This window comes from Pyxidicoccus sp. MSG2 (assembly GCF_026626705.1).
In the GTDB taxonomy this organism is placed as follows: Bacteria; Myxococcota; Myxococcia; order Myxococcales; family Myxococcaceae; genus Myxococcus.
Genome location: NZ_JAPNKC010000001.1, coordinates 3,344,653 through 3,356,840, shown reverse-complemented (window position 1 = coordinate 3,356,840; position 12,188 = coordinate 3,344,653). Strand labels below are relative to the sequence as shown.

Sequence of the window (12,188 nt, the reverse complement as noted above, 5' to 3'; positions counted from 1 at the left end):
GGTTACCCGAGCGCGGCGACGTAGTTGCAGAGCGAGCCCACGGTGAGCGCGGTCGGGTCCGGCTCGCTGGCAATCCAGTCGTCCAGCAGCACCGGTTGCTGGACGCGGTCCTCCAGCTCCAGCGCGAGCCGGGCGATGCTCATCGAGTCGAAGCCCAGGTCCGTGACGAAGCAGTGCCCGCGGCCGATGACCTCGGGCAATGGCAGCCGGCATGCGGCCCGCGTCGCGGCCACCACGGCGTGAAGAATGGAATCGGTGTCGCTCCCGGTCAGCATCGCGGAACCCCCCGTCACTGGACCGCTGGAGGACCAGGGCCCGGTTGTCCAAACTCAGGAGCAGCACTGCGCCCCATGCCCGGGAAACGTCCACCGACCGCGCTGACCCACCCCCCACCCGGCCAAAAATCAACGAATGATAAAAAGATACAGGGATGGTCTAAGCAAGAGAAGCGGGTGTATCGTGACTCTGTATCATTCCTTGTTTCTTGCGCACTGAAAGACAGATGGGTGCCCCAAGCGACGCGCAGGGGACACGCGAGGTGTTGACTCCCCTGGCTGTCGGGAAGGCCCCCACCGGGCCGCGCGAAGCCGCTGGGGTCCGGGGGGAGTAGCGTCAGGGGTCCGGGGGGAGCTTCCGTATGCAGACCGTCAGCCCACTGCCTCCACGCGTCGAGCTTCCGGCGGTGCAGCAGTCCCTGATGTGGCGCGCGCGTCCATATGAGCTGCTGCGAAGCTGCCGCGAGAAGCTGGGAGACGCCTTCACGCTCGACCTCGGCAGCCACGGCACGTACGCGATGTTCTCCCACCCGGACGCGCTGCGGGACATCTTCTCCGCGGACCCCGCGGTGCTGCATGCGGGCGAGGGCAACGTGGTGCTGCGGCCGCTGCTCGGCGCGCACTCGCTGCTGCTCCTGGAGGAGAAGCCCCACCAGCGGGAGCGGCGCATGCTGGGACCCGCCTTCCACTCGCGGCGAATCGAGCAGTATGGCGCGCAGGTGCGCGAGGCCACGCTGTCCGCGCTCCAGGGCTGGCACCCCGGTCAGTCCGTCGTCATCCAGGACGTCATGCAGCGCGTGTCGCTGCGGGTCATCCTCACGGCGGTGTTCGGCCTGGACGGCGGCGCCCGTGCCGACGAGTTGAGCGAGCGCATCCAGGCCTTCCTCAATGACTCCAAGTTCAACCTGGGCAACCTCGGCCAGCTCCGCGAGGAGCACCACTCCGAGGCGTGGGCCTCCTACAAGCTCGGCCTGGAGCGCATCGACCAGCTCCTCCTGGAGGAGGTGCGCCACCGGCGCGAGGTGAAGGACTGCGAGCGCGGCGACATCCTCGGCATGTTGCTGGCCGCCACCTACGAGGACGGCGCGCCCCTGGAGGACGGCGTGCTGCGCGACGAGCTGATGACGCTCGTGGTGACGGGCTACGAGACGACGGCGACGGCCATCGCCTGGGCGCTGCACTGGCTTCACGCCTCGCCCGGCGCGCTGGAGCGGCTGCACGAGGAATTGCGTGGGCTGGGCGCCGAGCCGGAGCCGGCCGCGCTCGCCAGCAGCGCCGCGCCCTGGCTGAAGGCCGTCTGCCAGGAGACGCTGCGCCTGCACCCCATCATCCCCGTCGTCGCGCGCCGCACCCAGGTGCCCTTCCGCGTCCAGGGCCACGAGGTGCCCCCGGGCGTCACCGTGGCCGCGTGCATCTACCTTGCCCACCACCGCCCGGAGACGTTCGCCGACCCGGAGGTGTTCCGCCCCGAGCGCTTCCTGGAGCGCGCCTGGTCACCCTTCGAATATCTGCCTTTTGGAGGCGGTGTGCGCCGATGTATCGGAATGGCGCTGGCGCTGTATGAGATGAAGGTGGTGCTCGGACTCGTGCTCTCGCGCTTCGAGCTGACCCCCCTGGACACCCAGGTACGGCCTCAACGTCGAGCGGTCACCATTGCCCCGTCCGGCGGTCTGCGCATGCGCGTCGAGCGACTGCGTGCCTGATTTGTTAGTGAAGTGCTGGGAGTGCAGGGATTCCATCCCTTTCACACAGTTGTGAGCACTCTCGATGGACCCGGTGGCTGGTATCCGCGAGGCGTTGCTCATTAAGCTGTATCTGGTGAGCGCAGGCATGCGCGACCGCGGAAGTCCTGCGGTTACATGCCACGTCCGGGGGGACAGCCACGCTGGAGGCCGCGCTCACGTCCGGGGGGACACGAGTCATGGGCAACTTGGATGAACAGGTCATCGGTGATTTCGCCAGGAAGGGCGCGCTGACGTTCATCAGCTGGGTGGCGTTGCCCGGCCTGAACTGCGCGTACCTCATCGCGCTGTCCATGGGGCTCAACAGCGAGGAGGGGCTGTGGGCCACCACGCGAATCGCTCCCGCGCTCATCTTCTTCTTCGGCACCATCTACCCGTACGCGGCGCTGCGCCTGCTCGCGGCGCGGGCGCTGCGGCACCGCCCGGGGGATGCGCCGGGGGAGCGCCTGGGCCGCATCCTCCGGCTGCCGTGGCAGAGCACCGTCTTCACGACGTATGCGGCGTGGACGCTGGGGGGGCTGAGCTTCAGCATCCCGGTGTGCCTCGAGTTCGACAAGGAGGTGCTGCGCGTGGTGCTGGGCTCCACCATCGCCTTCTGCTTCGGCGTGGTGATGTCGTTCCCCATCGCGCTGAGCCTGGAGAAGCAGCTCGTCCCGCTGGCGATGGAGGAGCAGCGACTGCACCCGGGCGTCGTGCCGCGCGGCGGCGGCTTCTTCTGGCCGCGCCAGTCCTGGTTCCTGCCCTTCACCTTCGTGGCGTCCATCGTCTCCACGCTGCTCCTGAGTGGCTGTGTGATGACGGTGAAGATGCTGGGGCTGCGGGACGTGCTCCGCGCGGAGCTGGTGCACGACGGGGCCATCACCTCCCGGCAGGTGTTGGACACGCTGGGCGGCTCGCTGGTGACGGAGCTCCTGGGTTCCATGGCGTGGGTGGCCGGCCTGGTGCTCATCCTTCCCACCATCACCACGTACATGCTCGCGCGCCGGCAGGCGCAGGGCACCGGCGCGGTGGGCGTGGCGATTGAAGCGCTGGCACATGGCCGCACCACCTCGCCCGAGTGGGTGTCCACGGATGAGATTGGCACCCTGGCCTCGGGCATGAACGCGGTGCTGGCCAAGCTGCGCAAGCTGCCGCTGGCGCTCCAGGCGTCCGCGACGCAACTGGGCGACGCGGGCAGTCACCTGCGCACGGCCAACGACGAGCAGCAGCAGAGCCTCGTGCGTCAGGCGGCCGCGCTGCACGAGGCGCAGGTGACGTCGGAGGAAATCAAGCGCACTTCGCTGATGGCGGCCGACCGCGCGGACGCGGTGCTCCAGGTGGCCCGCCGCGCGGAGGAATTGGGGCAGAAGGGCGAGGCCGCGGTGGAGCAGAGCGTCACCGGGCTCGCGGACATCCGGCGCGCGGTGGATGGCATCCAGCAGCGGCTGGCGCGGCTGGCGGAGAGCACCACGCAGATTGGTGACATCACCGAGACGGTGAAGGACCTGGCGGACCAGTCGCACCTGCTCGCGGTGAATGCGGCCATTGAAGCGGCGCGCTCGGGTGAGCAGGGCAAGGGCTTCGCGGTGGTGGCCCGGGAGATTCGCGGACTGGCGGACCAGTCCATCCAGGCCACGCGGCGCATCCGCGGCATCCTCCAGGAAATCAGCCAGGGCATCCGCGACGCGGCGTTGATGGGCGAGCAGGGCGTGCACACCATCGGCACCGGCCTGGACCAGATGCGCGCGTCCGGAGACTCGCTGCGGGAGCTGTCGCGCATCTCCCAGGAGAACTCCACGGCCGCCCGGCAGATTGCCGCCGCGGTGACGCAGCAGAACGCCGGCTTCTCGCAAATCTTCACCGCCATCGGTGACCTGTCGCAAATCATGGACTCCACCTTGAAGCGCCTGGAGTCCACGCAGGAGGCCACCGCCACGCTGTCCAGCGTGTCCGAGGAGGTGGGGCGGATGGCGGGGCAGTTCACCGCGGCGAACTGAGCGGGGTGCTCTCCAGCGGCAGCGTGAGGATGAAGGTCGTGTCGCCCGGCGCGGAGGCCAGCCGCAGCTCACCTCCGTGCGCCAGCGCAATCTTGCGCGCCAGCGGCAGACCCAGGCCGGTGCCCTTCTCGCGCGTGGTGAAGAAGGGCTCGAAGATGCGCTCGCGCTCGGACTCCGGCACACCGGGCCCGGCGTCGCGCACCTGGATGGTGTAGCGGCCGTCCCCCGCCGTGCCGGACACGCGCACCCTGCCTCCGGCGGACGAGGCCTGCACCGCGTTCTTCACCAGGTTCACGAGGGCGGCGGTGAGCAGGCTGCCATCCGCCTCCAGCCGCGCGGGCGCGGCGTCCACTTCGACAGCGACGCCCCGGGCACTGGCCTCGACGGCCAGCAACTCACAGGCGCCGGAGAGCAGGGCGGGGGCCTCCACGGGCGAGCGCGCCAGGGGCTGCTCGCGGGCGAAGGCGAGGAAGTCCTCGACGATTCGCTGGAGGTAGGCCACCTCGCGCTGGATGCGCTTCACGTGCTCGCCGGCCTCGGAGTGGGCGCCGGCCTGGAGGTCCTCCTGGAGGATGCCGGAGAAGAGGGCGATGCCGCCAATGGGGTTGCGCACCTCGTGGGCCACGCCGGCGAGCATCATCTTGAGCTGCCTGTCGCGGCTCTCCAGCGCGCCGCGCATGACCTCCAGCTCGCGGGCCAGCACGCCGATTTCGAGCGTGGGCTCGGACGGGACGGGCGTGGTGAGGTCTCCGCGGCCGATGCGCAGCGCGGAGTCCATCAGCCGCCGCAGCGGGCGGGCCAGCCCGCGCGCGGTGAGCAGGGCGATGGCGGCGAGCGCGGCCAGGGCCCCCGCGCCCATGATGACGAAGGTGCGTGACAGGGACTGGAGCGGGCCGAAGAAGGCGGCGCTGCCCTCCACGCCCACCGCGCCCACCACGCGGCCGTCCTGGCGCACGGGGGCATAACCCGTCTTGTAGAGGTGCCCGTCGGTGCCGGTGAAGAGGACCTGGCTGGCGGCGCGCTCTCCGGCGAAGACGCGGGCCAGCTCCAGCCTGTCGCGCGCCAGCTCCGGCATCTCCACGCCCACGGGCAGGCCGCCGCCCACGTCCACGCGCACGCGGCCCTGCGTGTCCACGGCGTAGACGCGGCGCACGCCGCTGGCCTCGCGCACGCCTTCCAACGCGCGCACGAGGTTGCGCCAGGTGCGGGTGCCGGTGACGTCATCGCCGGGCTCCACGGTGAGCATGCGCTCGCCGTTGACCTGGCTGGCGGTGGCGGCGGCGATGGCGGAGAGGCCGGCGCCCAGCTCCTCCTCGAGGATGGCGCGAGCGAGGTGGTACACCGCCGTGCCCGCCACCGCGACGAACAGCAGGGTGGGGACGAGGAACGCCACCAGCAGCCGCGCCGAGAGCGAGCCCAGTGCGTCCCTCCACCGGGAAGTGTGTTGGGCTCCGTCGGCCATGTGCACGGCGGACTCTAGCCGAGCCCCGCGTCAGGAAGGCACGCTGGCATGGGGCCTGGGGCTCCACGTCGCACCTCGCCCACCCGCGGGGCCTCGCGCCGGAGCGTCAGTGCGTGACGGGCGGGGACTCGTTCTCTCGCGCCAGGCCGGACTCGCTGGGCGCGTCGGTGGCGCCGCTCACCTCGGGCTGTCGCATGCGCATCTGGGTCGCTCCCGGCGGCATCTCGCGGGTGGTGCCATCCACCGAGGGCAGCTTCAGCCAGTACACGGTGGCGCCCGAGTGGTAGCGATTGGAGGACGAGAACCGCACGGTGTACGGGCCGGACTCCTCGCCGTGGGAGATGAGCAGCGGGTCGCTGCCCGGCTCGCTGACCATGGCCACGTGCTCGCCCTTGCCGTTGCGCGCCCAGAGGCAGAGGTCTCCCGCCTTCACCTGAGACTGGGGGATGGAGGTCAGGTAGCCCAGCAGCGTGCCCGTGTAGCCCTGGCCGTTGAAGCCGAGCCCATTGGGGTCTCCGGCGCCGGCCCACTTGTAGCAGAGCGTGACGAACCCGGAGCAGTCCGTGTTCAGCGGCAGCTTGTGGCGCTGGTTGATGCCGTCCATGGGCCGCAGTTGTTGGTAGTGGATGCCGGCGGCGTTGGAGAGGCCCCACTGCGCCTCGGCCACTATCTTCTCGCGCAGCCCGCTCACGGGGGCGGGGGCGGGAGTGGAAGCCCGCAGCGCGGCCCAGGTGACCGGGCCGACGATTCCGTCCGCTGTCAGCCCGCGTGCGCGCTGGAAGCTCATCACCGCGGACTTCGTCTTCGCGCCGAAGTCACCGTCCGCGGCGCCGGGACTGAAGCCCGCTTTCGTGAGCAGCATCTGCAGTTCGACGACGGCGGGCCCCGTCGAGCCTTGCTGGAGGATGGGGTCGGCCTTCGCGGGCCGACCCATGCTTGGGATGTAGGATTCTTGTTCGGGCATGGCGTCTCCTGTTCGGGGAGGCGCCAATGCCCCCTTCGAGAGGGACTGCGCCGGCCTCACATGTGACGCGGGCCCGGCCACCTCGGCCGACTACTGGGCGGACATGACCTCGATGTAGTCCTCGCCCGTCAGGGAGTTCTTCCACTTGGAGGAGAAGCCCAGCGCGTGCTGCGGGTTCACCACGTGGGGCGCCGCGTTCTGCGCCACGTCCAGGCGGGTGAGCTCGTTGTTGAAGAGGTCCAGCACCTGGCCGAACTGCTTCGCGGTGAGGTAGTTCCGCTTGAACATCTTCTCCGCCATGTCCTCGCGGGTCAGCTCGTTGGAGACGGCCTTGAGCGACTTCATGACGCCCTGGAAGGTCTCCGCGTCCATCGCGAACTGGCCATCCCGCCGCATGGTGCAGCCCGGGTCCTCGCCGGTGCCACAGTTGCGGAACGCCGGCTCCGACGCGACGCCCCGCACGGGCATCGCCTGGGGCTCCTCGTGACGGACCTCCTCACGGCGCTCGCGATGCTCGCGACGCTCCCGCTTCTCCGTGCGCTCGCTTGTCTCGCTATTCACGTCCCCCTTCACCTTGATCTGCATGCGGGCACCGCCGGCCTGGACGTCCATGTCCACGCCTTCCTCGCCCGAGCCGGGCGCCGTGCCCTTCACCTGGATGTGGGCCGAGGGCATGTCCATGTCATCCCCCTGGACGTTCATGTTCATCTCGACGTCCTGGGCGGAGGCGACGGAGGCGGCGAACACGGACACGGCAATCACGGCACGGGCAATCGGGCTCATTCGAGGTTCCTTGGGGTTGAGAATCGGTGCCATGCTCAGCGGCAGGCAGCGGAGCAGGCGCGCGAAGCCCTGGACGCACCCTCACTGCAGATATTCACAGCACGTGTGCGGCAACGACAGGCCGGACCGCGCATGTGACGCACGATGGGCGACGCTCGGGCATGCAACCCGGTTGCGGCCGCTCGGTGGGCGTGCTTAATGTCGCGCCCGGCGCCTCACGGCGTCGCCCCATGATCTCCACTCGCTGACCCACTTCCCGAGACTTCCCTGCGTCGCCCCGGCAGCCTGGCCGTGGTGCGTCGAGGTCTGCCGTCCGGACGTGTGGTCTTCACCGAGTCCCCGCCGCGAGTTCCATTCCCATCCGCCCGGTGCTCCGGGCGTACGCGCTGCTTTTGGAGATTTCTGTATGCGAAAGCTCAAGTACCACGTTGCTTCCACCGCCGACGGCTTCATCGCCCACGAGGACGACACCTACGGGGCCTTCATGCAGGAGAGGCTCGTGAAGGACAGCGAGCACATCACCGACTACCTCGCGTCCTTCGCGACGTACGACACCGTCCTGATGGGGCGTCGCACGTACGAGCAGGGCCTGAAGGTGGGGGTGACGGACCCCTATCCGATGATGGAGCCCTACGTCTTCACGCGCTCCTTGAAGGAGAGCCCGAACCCGCGCGTGAAGCTGGTGGCTGACGACGCCCTCGGTGTCATCCGTCAGCTCAAGGCCCGGCCGGGCAAGGACCTCTACCTCGCGGGCGGCGCGGACTTCGCGTCGAAGGTGCTGGACGCGGGGCTCGTCGACGAGGTGGTGCTCAAGCTGAGCCCGCTGCTGCTCGGCTCGGGCATCCCGCTCGTCACGCGGCTCCAGGGGACGCGGAGCCTGGAGCTGCTGTCCACCAAGGTCTACAAGAACGGCGTGCTGCTGCTGCGCTACGCCGTGCTGCCTGAAGGCGCCCCGGGGACGAACATCATGCCCCCTCCGGGCCTGCCCCTGGCGGAGTGAAGCAGGAGGGAGGAGCGTGGCGGGTGGCGCTCCGCTCCTCCCTTCTGGTGCCCCGCTACTGCAGGAACGCGCTCTTCACCGCGTCCAACAGCGGGTTGGCGCCGGTGGCGGGGTCGGTGCAGCCCTGGTTGATGGTCCAGATGATGGTGCCACCGAAGCCGTTGTCGCGGGTGTACGCGCCCTTGGCGGCGATGGTCTGCGGGGCGTCATAGGAAATCCACCGCACGGTGCCGTCCTCCACGGGCGTGCTGAAGGTGACGTAGCTCGCGCCGGCCACCGCGTCCCAGTGGTACGTGCCGGACTTGGAGAGCTGGAGGATCTTCTTGTACGTGAAGGAGTTGTCGCTGCCCACGTAGTCCGACCAGTTGGTGAAGCTCTGGTACGGGCCGGTGATGTTGCGCCACGCCATGCCGTAGAAGGGGATGCCCATGCCGAGCTTCGCCTTGGGGATGCCCACGCTCGCCCAGCCGTTGAGGCTGGCGGAGACGGACGTGGGGTGGTTGCCGGTGTGGCCGTATAGCGCGGACGTGTACCAGGACTGCCAGCCGTCCCACGGGCCAATCATCTCGTAGGACATGACGTTGATCTGGTCCAGGTACGGCGCGAGCTGCGCGTACCAGGGGTCCACGTCGGTCGCGAAGTTGGTGTTGATCCACCCGATGGGGAAGGTGAGCAGCATGCCCGGCCGCGCCGCGCGCAGGTCCTTCACCAGCGCGAGCAGGTTGGGCTTGTCGGCCGTCTCCACGGGCTCCCAGTCGATGTCGAGCCCGTCGTAGCCGAGGCTGTCCATGGCGGAGAGCAGGTTCTGCACGAACTTCGCGCGGTTGGCGCTGCTGGCGGCGCCCACCCAGTTGGCGTGCTCACCGGCGCCGCCCACCATGATGATGGCCTTGCGGCCGGCCGCGTGGGCCCGCGTCGCCAGGGTGCGCGCCATGGCCGGGCCGTTCGAGTTGTCGAACGCCGTGCTCACTGTGCCGTCCGTGCGGGGCGTGGCGCGGCCGACGATGATGTGCGTCATCGCGCTGAAGTCCACCTTCTCCGGCGGGTACAGGTCCGCATTCCAGCCGGTGTAATAGCCAGACACCCACTTGCCTGTGGCCGGAGTGGACGCGGTGACGGTGACGGTGGCCGTCGCCTTCTTCGTGGTGTCCGCCTGGCTGGTGGCGATGACGTGGTACGTGCCCGTCGTCTGCGGCGCGGTGTACAGGCCCGCGCTGGTGACGGTGCCTCCGGCCGAGCCCTCCTGGACGGACCAGGTGACGGCCGTGTTGGTGCTGCCCGTCACGGCGGCCGTGAAGGTCCGCGTGGCGCCCTTGAGGAGCGACGCGCTGGTGGGCGTCACGGAGATGGCCACCGTGGGCACCGGGGACTGCACGGTGGCGGAGACCGCCGAGGAGCGGGCGCCCTCTCCGCCGGTGCCCACCGCGGACACGGCGTACCAGTACGTCGCGCCGGCGGAGACGGCGGTGTCCCGGTACGTGGCGGTGGTGGCGGGCGTCACCGTCAGCTTCGTGTACGTGCCCGCCTGGGTGGTGGCGCGGTACACGTGGTAGCCCGTCGCGCCGCTGACGGCGGTCCACGTCAGGGAGACGGACGTCGAGGACGGCGTGGCCGCCAGCCCGGTGGGAGCGGCCGGCGTGGCCGCGGAGGTGCCCAGGCGGAGGTTGTCGAAGGTCATCACCGGCAGCGAGCGGCCGGCGCCCTCCTGGATGACGAAGCCGTCCATCGTGACGTTGGTGACGCCGAGCGCGGACAGCGGCACGCGGCACCGCGTCCAGGCGTTGGCCTTGATGGTGCCGCCGTCACAGTACCGGTTCACCCCCACCGTGGGCCGGTTGGCATTGGCCACGGTGGCATACGCGGAGAGGGTGGGGTTGGTCGTCACGCCGCCGTGGACCTGGAACTCCACGAACTCGAGCCCCGTGGTGGGGACGCCCGTGTGGTGGAAGTACAGCCCCGCCCATGCGCTGAACGTCGCGGACACGGCGCGCGTGCCGGAATTGACGGGGGACGTGGCAGCGAGGTTGTGCGTGGCCCAGGACCAGTCCACCCAGCCCGAGCCGAGCGCGTCCGCGTAGATGCTGTTGGGGTCCACCGCGGTGGCGCCGGCATCGAGGGGCGCGGACTCGGAGGGCGTGGGGGCCTCGGGGGCGGTCACCTCGGGGGTGGTGACCTCGGGCGTGCTTCCTTGAAAGTCGGACGCGCCACCGCACGCGGAGGCCTGGACGCCGACTGCCAACATGAACCACTTGAGCTGCTTTCTCATGGTGCTCCAGCAGCCAGGGAATGTGAGCCGACGCGGGCCCCGCTTCTCCGAACACGACGGACGGAAGGGGCCCTCGCCTGCTCAACCGCCGCGTCGGAAATGACCGGCGTGCAAGGGGTGCCTGGCAAGTGGGGGCACAAACACCAAATGCCGCCGTCGACTTTCAAGCCATGTTGTGAGTCATTTCGGCACTCCATGAGGACGCCAGGTCGGTGGGAAGGCGGAAGTGCAAGGCATTGGTTCCCAGAGGGAAATGCGCCTGGAGTCCGGGCGGAAAGGCAATCCATTGCATGGATGGATTTCCTGTTTCACGCCGGCGGGGCGACGGCTCGCTCCCTCGCGGGGCCTCGGCGCTTCAATCGTACACCGGTGTCGTCAGCGTCTGCGATGTCGCCCAGCCGCCTACCGTCAGGATGAGACATGTATCTCGGTTGCCTGCCCGCCTGGTCTAGGCTGCGGGAGCCCTGCCCTGGAGGGCGGCGCATACCCGTGCAGCAGAGGAGGGGGACATGAGACTCGACATCTTCTCGGAGATGCAGCACCCGAAGGAGCACTGGACCGGTCCTGACCACGAGCATCGGCTCATCCAGGAGACGCTGGAGCAGGCGAAGCTGGCGGATGAGATGGGCTACGGCGTCTGGTGGCAGGTGGAGCACCACACCGCCGTGGAGTTCAGCTACAGCTCCGCGCCCGAGGTCATGCTCACGGCCATCGCCATGAACACGAAGCGGATGCACGTGGGCCACTCGTCGGTGCTGGCGCCGGGGCGCTTCAACCACCCCATCCGCATCGCGGAGCGCGGAGCCTTCATCGACCACCTGAGCGGGGGCCGCTTCCAGCTCGGGCTGGCGCGCAGCACCATCCCCGAATGGCGCACCTTCAACATCGACCCGGACTCCACGCGCGGGCAGATGCAGCAGGCCTTCGAGATGGTTCCGAAGATGTGGACCCGCGAGAAGTTCTCCTGGGACAGCCCGGACTACCGGCTCAAGGACATCAGCGTCATCCCCAAGCCGTACCGCAAGCCGCACCCGCCGCTCTGGCAGGCGTGCTCCAGCCCGGCCTCGTTCGAGCAGGCGGGACGCAACGGCGTGGGGGCGCTGGGCGTGACGCTGTGGGCCTCGCCGGAAGAAGTCGCGGAGATGATTCACATCTACCGCGAGGCCCTGCGCACCCGCTGCGAGCCGGTGGGTGAGTTCGTCAACGACCAGGTCGCTTTCTTCACCTTCGTCCACTGCGCGGACACCGAGCAGGAGGCGATGGAGAACGGCGCCGCGAAGGCCGCGGCCTGGTACACGAATGGCTCCTTCACCTTCTTCGAGGCGAAGGAGGTCTTCATCCGCACCGCCGCCGAGCTGGAGGCGCTGGCGAAGGACCCCGCGGGCGGAGGACTCACGGGGCAGTACGTCCGCAACAAGGACCCCAACGCGCCGCAGTCCCGGGCCCAGCGGCTGCTGGGCCGCATCGTCGGAGGCGAGGACGTGCCGGACGGCCAGGTCTGGGAAGTCTTGAGCGAGCAGGACTCGCTGATTGTCGGCACCCAGGACCAGGTGCGGAAGCGACTGAAGCGCTACGAGGCCCTGGGCATCGACGCCCTCATGTCCTTCCACCAGGTGGGCGCCCTGCCGCATGACAAGGTGATGAAGAGCATCCGCCTCACCGGCGGGCTCATCCCCGAGTTCAAGATGCCCGCGGCGCCGTAGGCCCACGGGCCCGGAGG

9 protein-coding genes are annotated in these 12,188 nt (G+C 69.4%); 4 read left to right on the top strand and 5 right to left on the bottom strand.

Translation table 11 applies throughout. From position 1 onward, the window contains the following. Positions 1-2: 2 nt before the first annotated feature. On the bottom strand, positions 3-275 hold the full coding sequence (locus tag OV427_RS12600) for a hypothetical protein (RefSeq protein ID WP_267856331.1): 273 nt from the start codon (positions 273-275) through the stop codon (positions 3-5). Positions 276-637: 362 nt separating this feature from the next. On the opposite strand from OV427_RS12600, the gene OV427_RS12595 reads away from it, so the two are divergent. Both OV427_RS12595 and OV427_RS12590 read left to right on the top strand, forming a co-directional pair. Continuing rightward, positions 638-1,978 (top strand): cytochrome P450, encoded by a 1,341-nt coding sequence (locus tag OV427_RS12595; RefSeq protein ID WP_267856330.1) that lies wholly within the window; start codon positions 638-640, stop codon positions 1,976-1,978. Positions 1,979-2,196: 218 nt separating this feature from the next. After that, positions 2,197-3,993, top strand: coding sequence for a methyl-accepting chemotaxis protein (locus OV427_RS12590; protein WP_267856329.1), 1,797 nt, complete (start codon positions 2,197-2,199; stop codon positions 3,991-3,993). Here the strand turns inward: OV427_RS12590 and OV427_RS12585 are convergent. From OV427_RS12585 to OV427_RS12570, 3 genes are all read right to left on the bottom strand, one after another. Beyond that, positions 3,977-5,455: a sensor histidine kinase gene (locus OV427_RS12585; protein ID WP_267856328.1), complete on the bottom strand. Its 1,479-nt coding sequence runs from the start codon at positions 5,453-5,455 to the stop codon at positions 3,977-3,979. The genes OV427_RS12590 and OV427_RS12585 overlap by 17 nt on opposite strands. A 106-nt stretch (positions 5,456-5,561) precedes the next feature. Next, on the bottom strand, positions 5,562-6,419 hold the full coding sequence (locus OV427_RS50570) for a peptidoglycan-binding protein (protein ID WP_324289955.1): 858 nt from the start codon (positions 6,417-6,419) through the stop codon (positions 5,562-5,564). Positions 6,420-6,509: 90 nt separating this feature from the next. After that, on the bottom strand, positions 6,510-7,202 hold the full coding sequence (locus OV427_RS12570; RefSeq protein ID WP_267856327.1) for a DUF4476 domain-containing protein: 693 nt from the start codon (positions 7,200-7,202) through the stop codon (positions 6,510-6,512). A 406-nt stretch (positions 7,203-7,608) separates the two neighbouring features. Here OV427_RS12570 and OV427_RS12565 point away from each other — a divergent pair, with 406 nt between their 5' ends. Further along, positions 7,609-8,202, top strand: a complete 594-nt coding sequence (locus OV427_RS12565; protein WP_267856326.1) for a dihydrofolate reductase family protein — start codon at positions 7,609-7,611, stop codon at positions 8,200-8,202. 55 nt (positions 8,203-8,257) lie between these two features. On the opposite strand, the gene OV427_RS12560 is transcribed toward OV427_RS12565, so the two are convergent. Then, the gene (locus OV427_RS12560; protein ID WP_267856325.1) at positions 8,258-10,468 is read right to left on the bottom strand and encodes a glycosyl hydrolase family 18 protein; all 2,211 of its coding nucleotides are present in this window, start codon (positions 10,466-10,468) and stop codon (positions 8,258-8,260) included. Between the two features lie 509 nt (positions 10,469-10,977). On the opposite strand from OV427_RS12560, the gene OV427_RS12555 reads away from it, so the two are divergent. Continuing rightward, positions 10,978-12,171, top strand: coding sequence for an LLM class flavin-dependent oxidoreductase (locus OV427_RS12555; protein ID WP_267856324.1), 1,194 nt, complete (start codon positions 10,978-10,980; stop codon positions 12,169-12,171). Positions 12,172-12,188: the final 17 nt, after the last annotated feature.